The following is a 21,357-nucleotide window of genomic DNA, read 5'->3' as shown; positions in this document are numbered from 1 at the left end:
TAAATTAATAGTTATACAGCATATTTCTTTTGTTCTACGTGTGCGTTAATTCGTGACCAATCAGGATACTTTCTGAGTAAATCCAAACAATCCTCAAGAGTAAATTTTGGAATTTCAGGATAAAGTGCTTCAATAATTCTTTTGATCAGTTCAAAATCATCTGCTGTATCAACTGTCCAACGATGTGAACTTTCATTTTCTGAATAAACTACCTGAGCTAATCGATAACGTTCAGGGTGCATATAAATAAATGGAGTAACATGCTCTCGGTCAGGTTGTGCTGTTGCTTCTACAAACGCCTGATGTAATGCTAAAAATGAAAAAACTTCAGTATCCATTCCTCGTGGATAACTTCTCTCTAAAGAGTTAGAAACATAATCATATTCATAATTAATATAAAATTGAATTACCTTGTCAATCACTTGTGGATCAATTAGCGGACAATCAGAAGTAACGCGAACTACTACATCTGCTTGATGTTCTTTGGCTGCTCCATAGTATCTGGCTAATACGTCTTCTTCAGAGCCTCGAAAATACGGTATTGAAAGGCGATCGCAAAGTTCAATGATTGGCAAATCTGTACTATTGTTTGTAGTAGCAATTACAATTTCATCAATCAACTTTACTCGCTTTAATCTTTCAATTTGGTATTCTAACAAAGGCTTATCTAATACCTTTTTGAGGACTTTTTCGGGAAGCCGAGTTGAAGTCATTCTTGCCTGAACAATAATTACAGTTTTCATATCAGCCTCTCTTTTAGCGAAGCTACTACCCTATCTTGACTCTCTTCATCTAGTCCATAATATATTGGAATACTGATAGCTTCTTTGTAATATTTTTCTACTTGTGGAAAGTGTCCTAATTTAAAACCGAATTTTTGGTAATAAGGCTGTATATGAACTGGAATATAGTGCAAACTCACACCAATTCCTGCACCGCGAAGTTCTTCAAATACCTGCCGATGAGTTTTATTAATCTTATCCAGTTTGAGCCGAATCACATAAAGATGCCAGCTAGAATAAGTATCTGGATGTTGCCACGGCAGCATTAATGGTAAATCTTGCAGTAGTTGATTATAGCGGTTAGCTAAAAACCAGCGACGTTCTACAAATTCATCTAGTCTTTGCATCTGACTAGCGCCTAATGCTGCTTGAATATCTGTTATCCGATAGTTGAAACCTAATTCAAGTTGCTGATAATACCAAGATCCATGAGATTCTCCTTGCATGAAATCTGGATTGCGAGTTATGCCATGACTTCTTAATGTAATTAATCTTTGATACAATTCCTCCTGATTTGTTAGCACCATACCGCCTTCGCCAGTCGTGATAATCTTGACTGGATGAAAGCTAAAAACTGTCATATCAGAAAATTGACAAGAACCAACAGATTGTCTCTGATAGGTTCCCCCGATTGCATGAGAAGCATCTTCAATAATTTTGAAACCATATTGCTGCGATAAAGCGGCAATTTTCTCCATTTCACAGGATTGCCCTGCAAAATGCACAGGTATTAATACTTTTGGCAGGCACCCTTGATCTTCTGCCTCAGCTAACTTACTTTCTAGTTCATCTACGCTTAAATTATAGGTATTTGAATCAATATCAATAAAATCTACTTTGGCATTACAATAAAGTCCACAATTAGCTGAGGCAACAAAGGTATTTGGTGATGTCCAAAGAACGTCTCCTTGCCCTAAATCAGCTGCAAGACAAGCAACATGTAATGCAGCAGTGGCACTAGAAACTGCTACAGCATATTTTGCCCCACAATAGTTAGCAACCGCTTGTTCAAACCTCTCTATCACTGGGCCTTGAGTAATCCAGTTTGAGTGCAAAACTTCAATTACAGCATCAATATCTTCTTGATTAATATCTTGCCGCCCATAGGGAATGTAGTCACTCATTGCTTCAACATATCCAATAATTGGAAACCTTTTAGCCATTCTGTATTTATTTCGGAGCTATACTCAAACCCTTCTGCCACAGGGACTCCTTTTTCACCTAAAGCATTGCAGGTGTAATCAATAGAATAGGCATATTCAATAGTTGGTTTAATTACATAATGATCCGCAAACTCCAAGGCTAAATGTGAAGCTTCAGAAGAAAACATAGCTTCATGTAGTTTCTCTCCTGGTCTAATGCCAACAATTTTAATTGGAACTCCTGGTGCAAGTGTTTCAGCTAAATCAGTAATTTTCATTGAAGGAATCTTGGGGACAAATATTTCTCCACCGTGCATTCTTTCAAAGCTATTAAAAACTAAATCTACAGCATGTTGTAGGGTAATCCAAAAGCGGGTCATGCGTGGATCTGTAATGGGAATTTCGGCGGATTTTTCCTGAATCAGTTTTTGAAAGAAGGGTACAACTGAGCCTCTTGAACCAACAACATTACCGTAGCGAACTACAGCAAACCGAGTTTTCATTGACCCAACAATATTATTAGCTGCAACAAAAAGTTTATCCGCAGCTAGCTTGGTTGCGCCATAAAGATTAATTGGATTAACTGCCTTATCTGTTGATAGAGCAATTACTTTTTCTACTTCTTGCTCAATGGCAACATCAATGACATTATTTGCACCGTGAATATTAGTTTTAATACATTCCATTGGGTTGTATTCAGCAGCAGGAATATGCTTGAGTGCCGCAGCATGAATAACATAATCTACACCTCTCATTGCCATATGCAAACGATCGCGATCGCGCACATCTCCAATAAAATAGCGCATCACAGGTGCGTTAAACTCCTGAGCCATCTCATACTGCTTCAGTTCATCCCGTGAATAAACTATGACTTTCTGAGGCTGATATCGGCTGAGAACCGTTTTCACAAATTGTTTGCCGAAGGAGCCTGTACCACCAGTGATTAAAATCGATTTGCCATTAAACATCTTGTATTTATTTGTAATCTTAAAATTATGATCTTCCAAAAATATTTAAGTGAAATTGTTACTTAGATTTTGGCGGGTTGTTTGTGCTGCGATCGCCATTACCCTCTTGTTTTTTAATCTTCTCTAATACAACTTTGTAATCTTGCCGCTCAGGGTGCAACTTCACCAACTTCTCCAAAGGTTCTATCGCACCTTTATAATCTTTCAATTGCAACCGCAGCAAAGACAATTTCTCTAAAGCAAGTTGGTTTTCTGGTTCCCGTTGTAAAACCAACTCGTAGCCCTGCGCCTGTTGCTGTAATCCTGACTCAGGAGAAGCAGACGCAGTTGCTGGCTTAGGTTGGGTAGCCTGTTGGATTGCTGGAATGACTGCAAATAACGTAGAACCAAAAAACGAGAACATCGACACTATCGTGACAATCTTTTGTCGCCGCTGAATCTGCTTTTTGCGGGTAATTAGATATTCTTCGTCTGAACCAGCCATGTCTCACATATTTGCTGCGGTAAACACTTAAGTATCAGCAAGCCTCCGTTCTGAGGATACCCATCTGCTCAACAGAAACTAACATCCGCGCTAAAAATTTTTTACACAAACTTCAAATGCTGACTCTGAAAACGAGAGAACCTTATGGTAAACCTATGCTGTAGCAATAATTTTGCCATGCGTAGTTTACCGCCGTAGGCATCGCTCCTATACCTCAAAGCAAAACCCTACCCTGTGCCCTAACAGGTCTTATTCTCTAAACAAAACATAAAAATTATATAAAGATTTACAATTATTTCGCCTAAAGCCAGATGTTTGCGATAATCTAAATAACATTTAAATCAACAGAAAGAGTAGACCATTTCTACTCAATTGCAAATTTCCCAGTCGGTCAAAAACCTTCAAAGTAGCTCGTATCCTATAGCTAGTGCAACAAGCAAGCATATTTTTCTTAATTTAAACAAACAGAATTTTCCTAGTACTCCTCAGTCACACTACTTAGTGGAACTTCCCTGAGGACTAATTATTCTGCTCGGCGTCCACAATAGATATCTTACGAAAGGTAGTGTTGCACTGTTGCGGAAAAAAGGTAAATGTAAAGAAGAAAAACAAAAGGGGCAAAAGTTAAAGGAAAAAGGGTAAACATAAGCATCCCTTACTCCTTCTCCCAAAACTTTTGTCTGACTTCTGCGAAAAGTTTAAGGACTGCTTGGTAAAATTGGGATTTTCTGGTGGTAATTACCGTACAAAACCGAATTTATCAGTAACTTAGTAGAGTTTGTTATGGTATAGTTAAAAAGTTAAGACTAGCTTTACCAAATTAAACCACTCTACGGGCCGGCAACAATTGCAGAATGGAAAGCAGTTTTAATTAAGCATTTACCCACAAAATTCAGAATTCAATCGAGGTTATGACTCAGCAAGTGATTCACCCAATGGTGAAATTGCAGCGCAACGTGCAATCACTCATAGAATCGAATATTATCAAGCCAAGCGATAGCATCTGGAAAATCGCTTTGCTCTATGGTAATGAATGGCAGCACTGGAAACAAGAACTGCTTGACTTTGGCTTTAGTATGCAAGACCCAGTTAGTGAATTGCTAGCTGTAGAAACTTGGGATGAAGAGTAGGGAATAGGGCATAGGGCATAGGGCATAGGGAATAGAAATTTTTAATATTCACTACTCCCTAGACGCGATTAATAGCGTCTCTACATACTCCCGATTCTCTAAACTTTGCAGGAAGCTAAAGCCGCAGCCAATTCTTTTGCGTTTTGATAGCGATCGCGTGGCAATGGTTCTGTAACCCGATCGATAACATCTCTTAATTGGGAACTAATGGTGGGAACTTTTGCCACATCAAACCTGAAGTTTCGCCCTCGTTGGCGGTAATACTTGAACGGGTTTTCGCCTGTGAGCAGAAAAATCAGCGTTGGCCCAATTGCATACAAATCAGATTGAGTCAAAGGTTGTCCTCGTTCTTGTTCGGGAGCGCAGTAACCTTCTGCACCAATTCGAGTACCAGGCGCTGTGCCAATTTCTTTAACTGCGCCAAAATCTAACACCACGATCCGATTTTCTGAACTTCGCACCATTAAATTGGCAGGTTTGATATCGCGGTGAATCAGTGGAGGCTCTTGGCTATGAAGATAGTCCAAAATATCACAGGTTTGGATCATCCAAGCGATCGCTTGGCTTGGTGTTACTGGACCAGTGGTATAGACACGTTTCTCCAAATCTTGTCCGTGGATTAGTTCCATTGCCAAGTATTTTTTTCCGCCTTCTACAAAGAAGTCATAATACTTGGGAATTCCAGGATGGTTAAGGGATTTGAGAGTGTGCGCCTCTCGCTCAAATAACTCTTGAGCTTTGACAATTTTTAGCATATCAGCATTCATTTGCTTCAAAACCAGCAGTTGTGGCACACCCGCAATCAGACCAGCCTCATCCCAAGCGAGATAAGTAGTACCCATACCTCCTTGTCCGAGAGTTCGTAACACCTGATAATGGCGAATTCTCTGTTGGACTGAGAGAGGTTGACCGCAGTGGATGCAAAACAGATTGTTTGGGGAGTTGCCTTCGTGCGTACAAGTGGAAGATAAATTTGCCAGATTTCCTGCTGAGTAAAGCGTCTCGGCGGCGTTTTCTTCTGTCCCTTGTATTTGTTGCTGCGATCGCAAACCAGTTTCCAGTACTGTTACCTGCTGAATTTGGAATTGCAATATTGGGCCTCCCTGTGCCAATTGCAAAAGGGAATTATCTGGTAACGGACTCTGAAGTACAAGGATACCGTTGAGAAAAGTCCCATTTGTACCCTGACTAATCAGCTGCCAAGCATCGCCATTGCTAGCATCACCGACTTTTCTTAGTTCTAGATGATGCCGCGAAACTAAACTATCATTTAAAACAACGTGATTATCTGCCGCTCGACCAATCCGAATTATGGAGGAGTTCTCAAAGCTCCACTGCTGGAGGGGCGTTTTCTGTTGCGGTTCTAACAGGGTCAGACTAACCACAATGTAACCTATAAGGTAAGAGGACTGAGTATTGGGGATTGGGGATTGGGGATTGGAGATTGGGGATTGGGGATTGGGTATTGGGTATAAAGAATTTTATCTTAGTCCCTAGTCCCCAGTCCCCCGTCCCCAGTCCCTTCTTTAACTTTCTAGATTTGGACGTACTTTTGCCCGAATAAGTATACCAGTAATATTGTCGTGACCGTTGTGTTGATTTGCCAAATCAATTAATTCTGTAACGCCCCGTTCTAAGTTAACACCAGAACTAAGTAAGGGTTCTAAGTGGGTCTGCCAATGAGTTTCTAGTAAATCATTGTCTGATAGACCGTCCGATGCCAACAGCAGAAGAGTGTCTTCGTTAATGTCGAAAAAGCCAACGTCGGGATTAATCGAGTTTTCATCACGAGGCCCCAAGGCTTGGGTAAGTTGGTAAGCATCTGGGCGGGCGTAAGCTATGCTTGCTTCCACTCCTCGATTTATTTCCCGTTGCCCAACTTCGTGATCTACTGTGACTTGTTCTAGCCCCTGCTTGCGCGTCAGGCGATAGAGACGGCTATCTCCCACATGAGCAACTGCTGCTTGAGTATCTTGAATTAAAAGCATTACTAAAGTTGTACCCATACGCCCAACTCCAGAACGGGCATCTTGTTGATTGAGCTTGTAAATCGCCTCATTAGCTAAATACACTGCCTCACGAATGCTATCTTCTGTTGGCAGCTGGTTGGCAATCCAGTGTTCTTGAAAGTATTCCTGTAGGGTGTTGACTGCTAACTCGCTGGCTATCTCGCCGCCAGCATGTCCACCCATACCATCACAAAGAATATACAAACCATGCCCTTCTAAAACTCGACTTTTAGGGAACTCCAGTTTCTGAATTTTGGTTTCGATGCCAAAGCAGTCCTCGTTATGATGACGTTGACGCCCCACATCTGTGCGTCCTGCATCTTCTAAGCTACTTAACTGCATCGCCAGCACCACAGTTGGCATATCATCAGTTTTGCTAATGATATCTTCTAACTCATCTGATTGCGGGGTAGTGGACACAGCAGTATTTTTCTCCTTTATTGGGGGCAAAGTTGCGCTTCCTAATGCTTCCAGTTCAACAGAGATTTCCTCCAAACGCGATCGCAATTGGGCGATCGTCTGAATCTTACCTACCTCTAAATCCCCCAACATTTGGACTACGGAGCCAAATTGAGTCCGTTGCGATTGTCTAAATAGTGCTTGCCAAACCCTTCCCAAAGCTTGGATAGTTAACGGCTCCTCTGGAATGGCAGATGTTTGGCGAGGGACATCTTCTGACGACTCTGTGGCAGGCTGAGAATTCGGTGATTCCACATACAACCTTTGTAGTGCCAACGTTTGGTCTTCATCCAATCGCAAATTCGACAAATCTAAAAGGCTTTGACGACAATTTACTGGTTCCAATACTGCCCAAAGTTGGGTCATTTCATAACACCAGTGTAAAATTTTTAACGAACTGGTTGTTTCTTCTTGCCACAGGTCGAGTAAATACTGCCAATCCGAGCGGTTTTCGATTATTAATACCTGTATATCACCTTGCTGCCATGCGTCGTGAATCGACGGTATCCTCCGCTCACCTTGGGATTGTAAAGCAATATAAAGTTTAGCAAGGCGAGGAATCTCATTCGCTTCCACTGATGGTGTGAGCAAATCTGATTCCTGATTTTCTAGGATTGCCTCAATCGGTGATATTTGATACGGCTGACAGTCTATAACTCTCACACCCACATCAGTAATAATGGCGGTTTCCGTTTGCGTAGGTAGCGCATCTAATAATTGATAGCGTTCTTGGGAGTCTAAATAGGAGCCTAATGTAATTTGAGTAGGAGATACAGGAGATGAGGAGGGTATTGCTTGTTCATCTCCCTCACCTCCCACATCTTTGACATCCCCTTCTCCTCTCAAAGCTTCCCCAGTCGTTTCTTTAGCAATAATTGCCCAAAACACTGTTCCACATTCTGCGTCACAGTTATGACAACGTAATACATTCACAGGTACATCATCGGTACCGCATTCAGGACAAACCTTGTGAGTCAGGGATGTGCCACAGTTTTGACAGAATTTGTTGCTATTGGGGTTTTCAAATTTACACTGAGGGCAAATCAGCATAGTGGAAGTTCCTTTATTCCCATTCGTTCCAAGGTGCTTCTAGCCACTAACATCCAAGGTGCCACAATTGGCTGTCCCTGACTACAGTAGATTGTAGTTGATCAATGAATTTTAGTGGCAGTATTAATTGTGACGCATATTAGATAAATATTTCATATATTGGCAGCTAATTCCTTGGAAATGGGGACTGGGGACTGGGGACTGGGGACTGGGGACTGGGGACTGGGGACTGGAACTGGGGACTGGGGACTGGGGACTGGAACTGGGGACTGGGAACTGGGGACTGGGGACTGAGGACTGGGGACTGGGGACTGGGGACTAGAGACTGGGGACTAGGAAATAATTTTTCTACTATCCAATCTCCAATGCCCAATGCCCAATCCCCAATCCCCAATCTCCAATGCCCAATGCCCAATGCCCAATCCCCAATCCCCAATGCCCAATCCCCAATCCCCAATGCCCAATTATCAAGAGTCTGGCAATTGTGGAGGTTCAGCGTCAAACCATTTTTGATAAATTTGCTTGTAAGTGCCATTGGATAACAAAGTTGCTAAACCTTTGTTAATTGCATCCAAATGCGGTGAATCTTTGGGCGTAGCAATTCCGTAGTATTCTTGGGTGAGCAAATCCGCAACAACTCTAATGCCTTTGAGTTTGCCGTTTTTAATCGCATACAAAGTAGCGAAAGCATCGCTAACCACAGCATCAACGTTGCCATTGAGTAAGTCTTGGAAAAATTCTGGCCCAGAATTAAAAGTACTAATTTTGGCGTTGAGGATGGTTTTGGCAAAATCTGCCCCAGTGGAACCAATTTGGACAGCAATTTTTTTGCCTTTGAGACTTTTTAAGTCTTTAATATTTTGATTGTCTTCGCGGACAGCGATCGCAAGTCCGGCTTTAAAATAAGGTCGTGAAAAAGCAATTGTTTTCAGGCGTTCGGCGGTAATTGTGATTCCACTAATTGCTGCATCAACTCTTTTAGCTTGCAAAGTTGAGATCGTGCCATCAAAGGGCAGACTTTCAAACTGGATTGCAAAACGTGCTACTTTAGCGATGCCTGCGGCGGGCGACGCCAACGCATTCATCAAATCAATATCAAAACCTTCTAACTTACCGTCAGCTGTTTGAAATTCAAAAGGGACAAAGGTGGGGTCTGTGGCGACCTTGAGAATTTTAACATCTGGGTTAGTAGTGGGATATAAACTTTGACAGGCAATAATTAGTAGTAGGCAGCCTAAGCTTAGAATTAGCTGCTGCCACTTGAAGTTAATTAATTTCACCATAGTAATTTTGTTCTAGCAACCAATTTTTACGATACTTGTCAAGATGTTATAAGAAAGAATACATACGTATGACTTTTTGCTAATTGCCTTTGTGTGTGTTCTATATTCTGACTCTCAATTTTTAATCGCTTATGGCTTCTACCACTTCTGCTTACCAAATTGCTGATTTGTTCGCCGAAAGAGCTAGAAATCTGACACCACCAACTTACGGCACTGAGTTAACCAAAATCATCACCGTCAGCTTTGCCTATGGTCTGGCTGACCCAATTCTCTTTCCTCATGCTGATTTGTCTGCTGCAAGTGCTGCTGTACTGGCAGAAGAAGCTCCGCTCGCTCTCAATTACGGGCCACCTTCAGCCCAACTTTATGACCAAATAATCCTCCGCTTGCAGGCTCAAGGAATCCCTGCCGATCGCGATCGCGTCATTATTGGCTACGGTTCCAGTCAGATTTTGGGCTTGCTACCAGATGTGTTTGTCGAACGTGGTGATGTGGTAATTGTGGAAGGGCCAACCTTCTTGGAAGTAGTTAATAGATTTGTCCAGGCTGGCGCCCGCCTGATTACTATTCCTGTAGATGAGATGGGAATGGATGTAGATGCGTTAGAAGAAACTTTAAGCGACTTGAAAAAACGGGGGATTCGACCCAGGTTTATTTACACTATCCCTACTTTTCATAATCCCACAGGCTCTACTATGCCGTTATCTCGTCGCCAAAAACTGGTAGCGTTAGCGGCTGAGTATGGCGTGTTGGTGGTGGAAGACGATGCCTATAGCGATTTGCGCTTCCAAGGTGAAGTTGTACCATCTTTGGCAAGCCTTGACAAGGATGGGTGGGTGTTATACGTGAATACCTTCTCGAAAATCATTGCGCCTGGTATCCGGCTAGGCTGGGCTTGTGGCGATCCAGCAATTATTGAGCGGTTGGCAATGTTCAAAAGTGAAGGGCCTGTGGGGCCGTTTGTCAGCCATGTGGTTGGTCGCTACTGTGCTACAGGCAAACTAGATTATCACATTCAGGAGCTAATCGTCTGGTACAAACATAAGTGTAATTTGTTGTTAGAAGCGATCGCTCAGGAGTTTCCCACTGATGTAGTTGCTTTGCGACCAAGTGGTGGGTTTTATGTGTGGTGTAAATTGCCGTCAGACATCAGCGCCAAAGCACTCTTAACTGCTGCCAATGAACATGGCATCAGCTTTCTCCCAGGAACTCGCTGCTACGCCAATGGACAGGGAGATGATGCCATCAGGTTAGCTTTTAGCTTTCAACCAACTAAAAAGATTGTCGAGGGAATCGCTACCTTGGGAGCAGTGCTACGTGGATGGCGGTAATTCGTAATTCGTAACTCGTAATTCGTAATTTGTAATTCGTACCTCGTTCCCAGTCTCAGACTGGGAATGCTCTTTGAGAGGCTCCCGCCTCCTATCTTAGTGGTAGCAGCCCAATGAAGACCATTTCCTTTTTACAACCTGGAAATGAGATTTTGGTTTTTAATAAATTTTGTAAATCTTTAAAAAATTTGCTCCAAGCGCTGAAAATCGCGCTGGACTTCATACCAGAGACTTTTATTATGAGGGTCTGTTTTCAAAGCTTTTTTAAGATAAATTCTGGCTTTGAGTAGTTGTTTTTCGGAAATTAGCGCCCGTCCCCAAATTTGATAGGCGATCGCTAACCATTGACGAACTTCTGCATCTGTTGACAAACGATCTGCTAAAGCTTCCGCCAGGGCGATCGCTTGCGGAAATCGTTTTTCTTGCAAAAATCGCTGCAATTGCTCATAAGTCTTCCACTTCAGCCGTTCTTCTATTTCCAACAGATTAGGCGGCTTTGGTTTCCCTGATTCTTGACTTGTCACCGTTGTTACTGGTGTTTTCTGCCTATGCGTTGCCTTAGCGTCATCACGCCCACCAGATGTTGATACCTGAGTTGAATGTGCCACAGTTTCCTCTGGTAGTACCACTGTCATCAGGAGTTTGTACGCTTCTGTCAAGGCAATAAACTTATCTTTGGCTTTGTTGTCATCTGGGTTGATATCGGGATGATATTGCTGCGCCAGTCGTCGGTAAGACGCTTTGATGTCAGCAAAAGAAGCTCCCGATCTTAAACCTAGTAAACGGTAGCAATCTCCAAGATCCATCTTGAGCTATCAGCTATCGAATATTTAGCTATTGGCTATTATCTGTCAGTATCAGCTTCAAGCCCGGACTATTAATGATAAGGGCTAATTTTCTATTTTAAAGTTCAATGTTGACAGTTTGTTTATAAAAGGGCATTGGGCATTGGGCATTGGGCATGGGGCATGGGGCATGGGGCATGGGGCATGGGGCATGGGGCATTGGGGAATTAATTATTCTTCCTTGTTCCTCTGCTCCTCTGCTCCTCTGCTCCTCTGCTCCCCTGCCCCCTACCTCCCTACTAACCAGCTACTACAGAGGTTCGTTCTTCAATCACACGGTCAATTAAACCGTATTCTTTTGCTTCTTCGGCAGACATGAAAAAGTCACGATCCATATCTTTTTCAATTTTTTCTATGGTCTGACCTGTTTTATCGGCATAAATGCCATTGAGCTGGTGACGAATCCGCAGAATCTCTCTAGCTTCAATTTCGATATCGGTTGCTTGTCCACGGGTACCACCTGAAGGCTGGTGAATCATAATCCGTGAGTGAGGCAATGCTAGGCGTTTGCCTTTGGTGCCAGCAGCCAGCAGGAAAGACCCCATTGAAGCAGCTAAACCCACGCAAATAGTCACTACATCTGATTTGATATGTTGCATGGTGTCAAAAATAGCCATGCCAGATGTAACCATTCCACCGGGGGAATTGATGTATAAATAAATGTCTTTACCTGGATCGTCTGAGTCCAGATACAGCATTACAGCGATAATTTGATTGGCAATTTCATCATCAATATCACGCCCCAAGAATATAATCCGTTCTCGGTAAAGGCGATCGTAGATGCTAATCCAATCTGTATATTGTCCACCGGGCATCCGGTAAGGAACTTTAGGAACGCCTATAGGCATAATTTACTCCGTTTTTAATTAGTCAGTCATTAGTCATTGGTCATTGGTCATTGGTCAATTGGTTGTTAACATTAATAATTTTTGGTTATTAACATAAGGACAAAGGACGAATGACAAAGGACAAAAGATAAATTAAAGAACACTGGCAGGAAGTGGAGGATTGGCGAGTTCTTCTTTCTCAAAAACCCGGTCAATTAAACCGTATTCCTTCGCTTCATAGGGTGTTAAATATAACAACCGATCCATGTCTTTAGTAATTTTTTCTGGAGGCTGTCCAGTGGTGCGATGTAAGATATCAACTAACGCCCCTTTATTTACCAAAACTTCCCTAGCGCGAATTTGAATATCCGTTGCTTGACCTTGGGCGTAGCTCTTGGGCTGATGCAGGATAATCGAGGAGTGAGGCAAACTAGCGCGGCAACCTTTTGTACCAGCACTAAGAAGCATTGCTGACATACCCATCGCGGAACCGACGCAGATGGTATGGATAGGAGGCTTGATATATTTCATGGTGTCAAAGATGGCGAAGGCTTCGGTTTCAAAGCCAATGGGTTCGCCACTGTAACCGGAAGTGCCGGTGGAATTGATATAGATTTTAATCGGTTTTTCCGGGTCGTCGGATTGCAAAAACAGCAATTGGGCCACGATCAATTCCGTAACAGCAGGCACCAGTGGCATCCCAATATAAACGATTCGCTCCTTCAATAAGAGGGAAGGTAAATCTGGCGGTGGTGTTCGGTAAAAGTTATCGCCGTAATATGGGGCTTGAACAGCCTTGATTGGGGAAATGTCCATAGCAACTGATCGCCTGAAACTATGCCGTTAACTGTAATACATCCTAGCGCGATGCCAGCCTTCCTTAAGGTGCGGATTTCTCCCTAATGCTGAAGGTGGCTTCGCATCTGCCAATGCTTGGCTTCTAAGATATTCTGATTATATTAGTGTATTTGTGTTGGATAGGTTTTCCGTAGAGCTAAAGTGGTGCTTTGAAGTTATTTTTTAGTATGTATATCCTGAATAGGGACTCTGAGTTATGAAGGTTAATTTGCAGCCTGCCTTGAATGATGGTAATTTGGACGCAAATCAACTGAACAGTCAACGTCAGTTGGGAATTTCGATTTCGGCGATCGCAGAAAATCAAGACCGAAATGTGCCACTGAATCTATGCTTGATTCTCGATCATAGTGGTTCTATGAACGGGCGATCGCTAGAAACGGTGAAAAAAGCAGCGAATCGTCTGGTAGATAGACTCAATCCTAGCGATCGCCTCAGTGTTGTAGTTTTCGATCACCGTGCCAAAGTTTTAGTACCCAGTCAAAGTATCGAAGATCCAGAGAAAATCAAACAGCAAATTAATCGCCTATCTGCTGATGGTGGGACTGCGATTGATGAAGGACTGCGCTTGGGGATTGAAGAGTTGGCAAAGGGAAAAAAAGATACTGTTTCCCAAGCCTTTTTATTAACCGATGGGGAAAATGAACACGGTGATAACAATCGCTGTTTGAAATTCGCCCAATTGGCTGCTAGCTATAATTTGACTTTGAATACTTTGGGATTTGGTGACAACTGGAACCAAGATGTTTTAGAAAAAATTGCCGATGCTGGCTTAGGTACTTTATCTTATATTCAAAAACCCGAACAGGCAGCCGAAGAGTTTAATCGCCTGTTTAGTCGTGTTCAAACTGTGGGATTGACTAATGCTTATCTGCTATTCTCCCTGATGCCCCATGTCCGGTTAGCGGAACTCAAACCTATCGCCCAAGTTTCCCCAGACACAATCGAGTTACCACTGCAACAAGAAGCTGATGGACGTTTCGCTGTGCGGTTGGGAGATTTAATGAAAGATGCAGAACGGGTAATCTTAGCTAATATTTATTTGGGACAATTGCCAACAGGTGAACAAGCGATCGCTAATGTGCAAGTCCGCTACGACGATCCAGCCGCTAACAAGGTAGGTTTAGTTACACCAAATATCCCAGTTTATGCCCATGTAGTCAAAAATTACCAAGCAGATCCGAATCCCCAGGTGCAACAGTCTATTTTGGCATTAGCGAAGTATCGCCAAACCCAGTTAGCCGAGACGAAATTACAACAGGGCGATCGCTCTGGTGCGGCGACAATGTTACAAACGGCTGCGAAAACTGCACTGCAAATGGGAGATACTAGTGCAGCGACGGTGTTGCAAACTTCTGCCACCCAGCTACAATCTGGTGGAGATTTATCTGAAAGCGATCGCAAGAAAACCAGAATTGTCTCCAAAACAGTTTTGCAAGATACTCCTCCCCAGTAAACTCAAGTTTAGATGAAAGTTAAATTGCTCTCGGCGTTAAATGACAATAATGTTGATCTGGCTCAAACAAGTAGCCAACGTCAATTGGCAATTACAATTTCGGCAATCGCTGGTGAGTCCGATCGAAATCTTCCCCTTAATCTCTGCTTGATTTTGGATAAAAGTGGTTCCATGCATGGACATCCAATTAAAATGGCGATCCAGGCGGTGGAAGGTTTAATCGATCGGTTGAAAGTAGGCGATCGCATCTCGGTTGTAGCTTTTTCTGGCACTGCGGAAGTCATTATCCCCAACCAAGCGATTGAAGACCCCGAAAGCATCAAATCTCAAATTAAAAGCAAACTGACTGCTAGCGGCGGCACTGCGATCGCTGATGGTTTGGAATTGGGAATTACAGAACTGATGAAGGGCACAAGAGGCGCTGTTTCTCAGGCGTTTCTGCTGACGGATGGACATGGTGAAAGCGGTTTGCGGATTTGGAAGTGGGATATAGGGCGAGATGACAATAAGCGCTGTCTGAAACTGGCGCAAAAGGCTGCCAAGCTGAACCTAACTATCAACACTTTCGGATTTGGCAATAGCTGGAATCAAGATATGCTAGAAAACATTGCCGATGTCGGTGGTGGTACTTTAGCTTATATCGAACGTCCCGAACAAGCTGTGGAGCAATTTAGCCGACTGTTTGGACGGATTCAATCGATTGGGCTAACTAATGCTTACTTGCTGTTATCTTTAGTGCCCAATGTCCGACTAGCAGAATTGAAACCCGTTGCTCAAGTTGCCCCAGACACAATCGAGTTACCAGTGGAAACTGAAGCTGATGGTAGCTTTGCTGTGCGTTTGGGAGATTTGATGCAGGATGTAGAACGGGTAGTTTTGGCTAACATTTATCTGGGAAAATTGCTAGAAGGGAAACAAGCGATCGGGCATCTGCAAATTCGTTATGATGACCCGTTGGTTAACGAACAAGGCTTACTTTCGCCCTTGATGCCAGTGTATGCAGATGTAGTGCGGGCATATCAACCGACATCTAATCCCCAAGTGCAACAGTCTATTTTCGCATTAGCGAAGTATAGGCAAACCCAGTTAGCAGAGGCGAAATTGCAACAAGGCGATCGCACTGGTGCAGCCACAATGCTACAAACGGCTGCTAAAACTGCTTTACAAATAGGAGATAAAGGTGCAGCAACAGTGTTGCAAACTTCCGCTACTCGCTTGCAAGCTGGGGAAAAACTTTCCGAAGCAGACCTTAAGAAAACTAGGATTGTATCAAAGACTGTTTTACAGGAATAGTAAAAATCCAGCTTAAGGTAATGGATGGTTGAGATGGACAAGTATGATTCATATCCGTTTTAGTGACGACCATTATGGCGGTGAGATTGATCTATCAGGTACACCGGGAGATTTGAGAAGCATTCGCCAATCGATTCTTGAATTCCTTCAAGCTCAGAATGTGCAAGTTTGTATTCCTGTCAATGAACTTGACCCAGCACCTTATGATTCTTGTTTAAATTCGTTACTCATTCGTAAGAGTGATTGTTCTCTCAAGGTTATGGTTGATGGCAGTTCTTTAAAGATTGAAGGAACACCAGAGAAACTAGAAGTGTTTGCAGACTGGTTTAATTTTGACACTAGTACAGAATCAGGCTATCATCACCACTTTGACTACTACGAAGGAAATGAGTGGGTTGATCCTGCCTCAGTTTCATTAATAATCTCAGTTCAGTAATGTGTACATCGGCAACCGAGCAGACGTGCAATAAAGTTACTAATTGCAGAATACCTGTATTTTTTAATTTGTGGAGTTAGTTAAATCGGTAATACTTGTGTTGTTTCAGGAGGGCATTTAACTACACCATTTATGTATTCTGGACGCGATGGTACACGCCCAAATTCATTGCTTCTACAGACAATACTTATTAGTTTCACTTGCTTGCTCCCAGGAATGCGAACTGCAAAGCTCGCTCCAACATACCACTTAAGTTCAAAGCCAAACATACCACCACAGTCGTCTTGAACGCCATAGCTATAAACAGCATCAATGGTTGTCTTAGAGAGAATATTAGTATCTGTTTTAGTATAGTAATGATAACATATTTGTGTTCCAAAAATTGGTGGAGATGAGCCATAGTTAGTTGCTGGTTCGTCAGGAGGTATAAAAAATATTTTGTTCTTTAAGAAGTAGTTTCTTTGAGTTTTAACTTTAGATATAATTTGCTTTTCTGCTTCTTCCTCCAGTCTTGATATTTCTTTATCCATCGCCTTATTTTCATCTTCTTTCTCACACCCACCAACAAAGAAACTCAGCAGAATAATGCTAAAAACTAAAAATTTTAGAGAAGGGTAAATAAATTTATTAGTATAATTACAAATCGGTTGTAACTTTCCTAAGTGTCGCAGATGCTTCAATTTTTCCAACATAAAGTAATGGGTTGAAAAGTTAAATCTAACTACGTGACAATAGTAATGTCTAGGTATTAAATCTATATCGTAAAGAACACCTGAAAGATTCTTGCTGAATGAAGCTTGCAAGCTAACGGCTCAACGATAGATCAACATGAATGCGGAAATTACTTAAATAAACAAGCAAACTGGGGTTTGAGAAAGTAAAAGCTCTTTTTACTTGTGGAAAATACCAAAATGAGAAAGCAAACTGGGGTTTGAGAAAGTAAAAGCTCTTTTTGCTTGCGGAAAACACTAAAATGAGAAAGCAAACTGGGGTTTAAGAAAGTAAAACGCCATTTTGAGTAAGCAATATGGCTTTTTGCTTATTAAATATGAAGTTTTGAGAAAGTAATATGGCTTTTTGCTGATTGAATATAAATTTAAGTTAAATATGCGAAAGTTTAGACATCCGGCAACAACGGTAAACGATGGTGTCAATACCTGCATCACGTAGCAATGCTGCCGCAGAGAGTGGTAATCCTTGCTCAAGCAACAATTTCATAGCGGTTAGATAGTTCAATGATGCGATCGCCCAAGTAGGACTATGCAAAAATTAAAGTTTGCATTTTCCAGATTAGCACTTTGCGAAAGCCCTGAACTTGCAAAGACTAGCAAAACTCTGCTAAAAGTGCTACAGGTAAATGATTAGTAGCTTGAAAAGTACACATGAAAACCACTGGCATTCATCATGTAGCGATTATTTGTTCTGACTATGATCGCTCCAAAGCATTTTATGTCGAAACTTTAGGCTTTTCGATTATTCAAGAGACTTTTCGCGCCGCCAGAAATTCTTATAAATTAGATTTAAAAGTTGCAGAAAATACTCAAATCGAACTATTCTCTTTCCCCAATCCTCCAGAACGGCCTAGTAAGCCAGAGGCTTGTGGTTTAAGACATCTTGCTTTTAAAGTTGATGATGTTGAGGAAACTGTTTTTTATTTAAAATCGAAAGGAGTAGAGGTAGAAAATATCAGAGTTGATGAAATTACAGGTAAAAAATATACTTTCTTTAAAGACCCAGACAATTTACCATTAGAAATTTATGAGCGTTAAAATTACTGCTGACAGGTCAACTTGTTATCACTATAGATAATGAAGCGATTGCACCACTGTAATTGTTAATCTCCTGAATACAAGTTATTTTTGATTCTAAGTCAACTTTACCGCATAAAATTTATCTGGTTGTTTGGGGGACAGTAAATACTTCTACCAAACGAATCGCCCGTTTCAGCATCCGTTACTTCCACAAGTTTAGCATTATCAGTACAGACACTTCTACCTTTAGCCATTCTCAACTCACCTTGGACAAAACCAGTCACAATCCACACCATTCGGTTGTTAGAAATCGATGATTTGTACTCCCCTGTTTTGGCTGTAAATTCCTCATATATTGTAAGTTTTGCTTCTACAATTTGCATCTTACTAGACTTTTTGATAACACTTTCAATCGTTATAAAACGGCTTGCTGGTAAGCTATTATTTGCAGGATATATTCGTACTCTTGAGTTGAATGGTATTGGTTGATTGACTGGCTTTTTTGTCTGTACTGGTTTAGCTATGACTGTCTGCACTAGCAATAAATTAGTGGTGCTAGCAAATATAAAAGCAGATAATGAAGTTATTCTAAAAATATTAACTGTAGTGCAAATGCGCTTCATAATGCTCAGAATTTTAACAATTTCATACCACTTTAAGCGATCGCTCCCATGAGTGATTGCATACATCACGCAACTCTATTCTGTCAGAACATCAAGTTTAGCTAGTTTTTTTAAGCTTTTTTCTGGGTTGCCAGTTGCGCCCATTGGTTTAAATCTGGTATATTCCCAGTCAAAAAACTCAAAAGCGATCGCTAGTAGATAAATATCTGCAATATCAGGTTAAAGAACCCAGGATAATGAATCATAATTAATCTCTATAGCTTTGAGCTATCAGCCATCAGCCACCAGTTACCAGCCGGAAGCTGAGATGCCGAATATTCAAGGCTTTTGATTCAACTTAACAAATTGACTATGAATTCTGAAAAAATCAAAAATTCTCTAAATATTTCGCCAGCGATACGTGTGGGAGTACTGGGTTTCGGCGGACTCGGACAAGCAGCCGCCAAGGTAGTTGCTGGCAAACGAGAAATGATTTTAGTTGCAGCAGCAGACCAAAAAGGTTACGCTTACGCTGCTGACGGTTTAAATACTAAAGAATCCATTGCAACATATCAGTCTCAGGGTTCAGTCGGTTATTTAGAGCCAATTGGTACATTAACAAATCAAAGTATTCAGGATTTAATCGAAATAGCTGAAGTAGATGGGTATTTTTTGGCTTTACCCAACCTACCTAATGACTTTATTCCCAATGTCGCCAAGGAATTTATCAAATCTGGTTGGCGTGGGGTACTAGTAGATGCGATTAAACGCACCACTGCTGTAGAACAACTCCTAGCGATGAAAGAGGAACTGCAAGCCGCCGGAATTACCTACATGACAGGATGCGGTGCTACACCTGGACTATTAACAGCAGCAGCAGCTTTAGCCGCCCAAAGTTACGCCGAAATTCATCAAGTTGAAATTACCTTTGGGGTGGGAATTGCTAACTGGGAAGCTTACCGCGCCACTGTCCGGGAAGACATCGGCCACATGCCTGGTTACACAGTAGAAGCTGCGAGGGCGATGACTGACGCGGAAGTAGAAGCACTACTAGATAAAACTAACGGCGTGCTGACCTTGAAAAATATGGAACACGCTGATGATGTGATGTTAGAAGTAGCCGGGATAGTAGGGCGCGATCGCGTTACAGTTGGTGGTGTAGTCGATACTCGCAATCCTAAAAAGCCTCTCAGCACTAATGTGAAGGTAACAGGACGCACCTTTGAAGGAAAGATTTCTACCCATACATTTACTCTGGGAGATGAAACCAGCATGGCAGCCAATGTCTGCGGCCCTGCTTTCGGCTATCTCAAAGCTGGCAGACAATTGCACCAACGCGGCATCTATGGAATATTTACCGCAGCTGAAATTATGCCCCAATTTGTTAAGTAAATAGGGAATGGGGAATGGGGAATGGGGCATGGGGCATGGAGAGCAGGGGAGCAGGGAAGATGAGGAGACAAGGGGGACAATGAGGATAAGGGGTAATTATTGAACAAGTCTCTCTTTTATCTCCCCCCTCTTCCTTGTCTACCTTGTCTCTTCTCGATGCCCAATGCCCAATGCCCAATGCCCAATGCCCAATGCCCAATGCCCAATCCCCAATGCCCAATCCCCAATGCCCAATGCCCAATGCCCAATGCCCAATGCCCAATGCCCAATGCCCAATGCTTAATCCCCAATTCTTATAATGGTATTTTAGTGCTGATAAATCGGAGGTAAGTGCGATCGCTACGGTACACTGGCAGGAACGAGTTGGTAATCAAAGAGATTGGATTTGGCGTGGCTGGCAAACTCGCTACACTTACATTCGTCCTAGCCAAAGTCACCCCAATACAACACCGCTAATTTTGTTACATGGCTTTGGCGCTTCCATTGGTCATTGGCGACATAATTTAGAGGTATTGGGTGAGCATCACACAGTTTACGCCATAGATATGTTGGGTTTTGGTGCTTCTGAAAAAGCCACAGCTAATTACAGCATCGAACTCTGGGTTGAGCAAGTTTACGATTTCTGGAAAACATTTATCCGTCAACCAGCAATATTAATAGGCAATTCCAACGGTTCACTGATATCTATGGCCGCCGCCGCCGCCCACCCCGATATGGTGCTGGGTATGGTGATGATGAGTTTACCAGACCCGTCATTAGAACAAGAAGCAATTCCTCTTGTGCTGCGCCCACTTGTCACAGCAATTAAAAATGTTGTTGCTTCGCCGTTGATACTTAAACCTGTGTTTAACTTCGTGCGCCGTCCTGGGGTGCTGCGTCGCTGGGCACGTCTTGCATACGCTAACCCAGAAGCGATTACCGATGAACTGATCGAAATTTTAGCAGGGCCTCCCCAAGACCGGGGTTCTGCGAGGGCATTTAGTGCTTTATTCAAAGCGGCGATCGGAATTAACTTTAGCCCCAGTGTCAAGACAGTATTACCAACCTTAACAATTCCGATGCTTTTAATTTGGGGACAAAAAGATCGGTTTGTGCCGCCAGCCCTAGCTAGCCAATTTGCCCAGTATAACGAGAAGTTGGAACTGCTAAATCTGGAAGACGTAGGGCATTGTCCCCATGATGAATGTCCAGAACAAGTTAACCAAGCGATTTTAGATTGGATTGAGAGAGGAGTTAGGAGTTAGGAGTTAGGAGTTAGGAAT

22 protein-coding genes are annotated in these 21,357 nt (G+C 42.4%); 9 read left to right on the top strand and 13 right to left on the bottom strand.

Annotated elements, in window-relative coordinates:
* Positions 1–11: 11 nt before the first annotated feature.
* Genes RM049_RS07115 through RM049_RS07100 form a run of 4 tightly spaced genes read right to left on the bottom strand, consistent with a single transcriptional unit; the run spans position 12 to position 3,376 of the window.
* The gene (locus RM049_RS07115; RefSeq protein ID WP_322703663.1) at positions 12–743 is read right to left on the bottom strand and encodes a glycosyltransferase family protein; all 732 of its coding nucleotides are present in this window, start codon (positions 741–743) and stop codon (positions 12–14) included.
* Positions 740–1,945 (bottom strand): UDP-4-amino-4,6-dideoxy-N-acetyl-beta-L-altrosamine transaminase, encoded by a 1,206-nt coding sequence (gene pseC, locus RM049_RS07110; RefSeq protein ID WP_322703662.1) that lies wholly within the window; start codon positions 1,943–1,945, stop codon positions 740–742. Before pseC ends, RM049_RS07115 begins: the two co-directional genes overlap by 4 nt.
* Positions 1,903–2,892 (bottom strand): UDP-N-acetylglucosamine 4,6-dehydratase (inverting), encoded by a 990-nt coding sequence (pseB, locus tag RM049_RS07105; protein WP_322703661.1) that lies wholly within the window; start codon positions 2,890–2,892, stop codon positions 1,903–1,905. The genes pseC and pseB overlap by 43 nt, the downstream gene beginning before the upstream one ends.
* Before the next feature lie 58 nt (positions 2,893–2,950).
* Positions 2,951–3,376: a tetratricopeptide repeat protein gene (locus RM049_RS07100; RefSeq protein ID WP_322703660.1), complete on the bottom strand. Its 426-nt coding sequence runs from the start codon at positions 3,374–3,376 to the stop codon at positions 2,951–2,953.
* Between the two features lie 911 nt (positions 3,377–4,287).
* Here RM049_RS07100 and RM049_RS07095 point away from each other — a divergent pair.
* Positions 4,288–4,506 (top strand): DUF4327 family protein, encoded by a 219-nt coding sequence (locus RM049_RS07095; protein WP_012407469.1) that lies wholly within the window; start codon positions 4,288–4,290, stop codon positions 4,504–4,506.
* A 98-nt stretch (positions 4,507–4,604) separates the two neighbouring features.
* On the opposite strand, the gene RM049_RS07090 is transcribed toward RM049_RS07095, so the two are convergent.
* The 3 genes from RM049_RS07090 to RM049_RS07080 all read right to left on the bottom strand — a co-directional run bounded on the left by RM049_RS07090 (position 4,605) and on the right by RM049_RS07080 (position 9,307).
* Positions 4,605–5,891: a protein kinase domain-containing protein gene (locus tag RM049_RS07090; protein WP_322703659.1), complete on the bottom strand. Its 1,287-nt coding sequence runs from the start codon at positions 5,889–5,891 to the stop codon at positions 4,605–4,607.
* 141 nt (positions 5,892–6,032) lie between these two features.
* Entirely contained in the window at positions 6,033–8,024 is a 1,992-nt protein-coding gene (locus tag RM049_RS07085) for a serine/threonine phosphatase (protein WP_322703658.1), read from the bottom strand.
* A gap of 467 nt (positions 8,025–8,491) precedes the next feature.
* On the bottom strand, positions 8,492–9,307 hold the full coding sequence (locus RM049_RS07080) for a basic amino acid ABC transporter substrate-binding protein (protein ID WP_322703657.1): 816 nt from the start codon (positions 9,305–9,307) through the stop codon (positions 8,492–8,494).
* Positions 9,308–9,438: 131 nt separating this feature from the next.
* Between RM049_RS07080 and RM049_RS07075 the strand changes: the two genes are divergently transcribed.
* Complete coding sequence (locus tag RM049_RS07075) at positions 9,439–10,638, top strand: PLP-dependent aminotransferase family protein (protein ID WP_322703656.1); 1,200 nt, start codon at positions 9,439–9,441, stop codon at positions 10,636–10,638.
* Positions 10,639–10,817: 179 nt separating this feature from the next.
* On the opposite strand, the gene RM049_RS07070 is transcribed toward RM049_RS07075, so the two are convergent.
* The 3 genes from RM049_RS07070 to RM049_RS07060 form a co-directional block, all read right to left on the bottom strand.
* On the bottom strand, positions 10,818–11,444 hold the full coding sequence (locus RM049_RS07070; RefSeq protein ID WP_322670449.1) for a J domain-containing protein: 627 nt from the start codon (positions 11,442–11,444) through the stop codon (positions 10,818–10,820).
* 278 nt (positions 11,445–11,722) lie between these two features.
* Positions 11,723–12,331 carry an ATP-dependent Clp protease proteolytic subunit gene (locus RM049_RS07065; protein ID WP_322670450.1) on the bottom strand — a complete coding sequence of 203 codons (609 nt, stop codon included), beginning with the start codon at positions 12,329–12,331 and terminating at the stop codon, positions 11,723–11,725.
* A 132-nt stretch (positions 12,332–12,463) separates the two neighbouring features.
* Complete coding sequence (locus tag RM049_RS07060; protein WP_322703655.1) at positions 12,464–13,126, bottom strand: ATP-dependent Clp protease proteolytic subunit; 663 nt, start codon at positions 13,124–13,126, stop codon at positions 12,464–12,466.
* 238 nt (positions 13,127–13,364) lie between these two features.
* Between RM049_RS07060 and RM049_RS07055 the strand changes: the two genes are divergently transcribed.
* The 3 genes from RM049_RS07055 to RM049_RS07045 are packed head-to-tail and all read left to right on the top strand — an operon-like array spanning position 13,365 to position 16,350.
* The gene (locus RM049_RS07055) at positions 13,365–14,621 is read left to right on the top strand and encodes a VWA domain-containing protein (protein ID WP_322703654.1); all 1,257 of its coding nucleotides are present in this window, start codon (positions 13,365–13,367) and stop codon (positions 14,619–14,621) included.
* Between the two features lie 12 nt (positions 14,622–14,633).
* Entirely contained in the window at positions 14,634–15,914 is a 1,281-nt protein-coding gene (locus tag RM049_RS07050; protein ID WP_322703653.1) for a VWA domain-containing protein, read from the top strand.
* Between the two features lie 43 nt (positions 15,915–15,957).
* Positions 15,958–16,350 (top strand): hypothetical protein, encoded by a 393-nt coding sequence (locus RM049_RS07045; RefSeq protein ID WP_322688261.1) that lies wholly within the window; start codon positions 15,958–15,960, stop codon positions 16,348–16,350.
* 80 nt (positions 16,351–16,430) lie between these two features.
* Here the strand turns inward: RM049_RS07045 and RM049_RS07040 are convergent, their stop codons facing one another.
* On the bottom strand, positions 16,431–17,042 hold the full coding sequence (locus RM049_RS07040; RefSeq protein WP_322703652.1) for a hypothetical protein: 612 nt from the start codon (positions 17,040–17,042) through the stop codon (positions 16,431–16,433).
* Positions 17,043–17,451: 409 nt separating this feature from the next.
* Positions 17,452–17,616: a hypothetical protein gene (locus RM049_RS07035; RefSeq protein WP_322703651.1), complete on the bottom strand. Its 165-nt coding sequence runs from the start codon at positions 17,614–17,616 to the stop codon at positions 17,452–17,454.
* Between the two features lie 116 nt (positions 17,617–17,732).
* Here RM049_RS07035 and RM049_RS07030 point away from each other — a divergent pair, with 116 nt between their 5' ends.
* On the top strand, positions 17,733–18,119 hold the full coding sequence (locus RM049_RS07030) for a VOC family protein (RefSeq protein ID WP_322703650.1): 387 nt from the start codon (positions 17,733–17,735) through the stop codon (positions 18,117–18,119).
* A 107-nt stretch (positions 18,120–18,226) separates the two neighbouring features.
* Here RM049_RS07030 and RM049_RS07025 read toward each other — a convergent pair whose 3' ends face one another.
* The gene (locus RM049_RS07025; protein WP_322703649.1) at positions 18,227–18,790 is read right to left on the bottom strand and encodes a hypothetical protein; all 564 of its coding nucleotides are present in this window, start codon (positions 18,788–18,790) and stop codon (positions 18,227–18,229) included.
* A 285-nt stretch (positions 18,791–19,075) separates the two neighbouring features.
* Here RM049_RS07025 and bioU point away from each other — a divergent pair, with 285 nt between their 5' ends.
* The 3 genes from bioU (at position 19,076) to RM049_RS07010 (ending at position 21,339) form a co-directional block, all read left to right on the top strand.
* On the top strand, positions 19,076–20,095 hold the full coding sequence (bioU, locus tag RM049_RS07020; protein WP_322703648.1) for a (S)-8-amino-7-oxononanoate synthase BioU: 1,020 nt from the start codon (positions 19,076–19,078) through the stop codon (positions 20,093–20,095).
* Between the two features lie 170 nt (positions 20,096–20,265).
* Positions 20,266–20,394, top strand: a complete 129-nt coding sequence (locus tag RM049_RS07015) for a hypothetical protein (protein WP_322703647.1) — start codon at positions 20,266–20,268, stop codon at positions 20,392–20,394.
* A gap of 36 nt (positions 20,395–20,430) precedes the next feature.
* Positions 20,431–21,339, top strand: coding sequence for an alpha/beta fold hydrolase (locus RM049_RS07010; RefSeq protein ID WP_322703702.1), 909 nt, complete (start codon positions 20,431–20,433; stop codon positions 21,337–21,339).
* The last annotated feature ends 18 nt before the right edge of the window (positions 21,340–21,357 follow it).

The sequence above is a fragment of the Nostoc sp. DedQUE04 genome, assembly GCF_034530995.1.
GTDB lineage: Bacteria > Cyanobacteriota > Cyanobacteriia > Cyanobacteriales > Nostocaceae > Nostoc.
The sequence above is the reverse complement of the archived record's forward strand: the minus strand, read 5'-3'. Positions and strand labels throughout refer to the sequence as shown.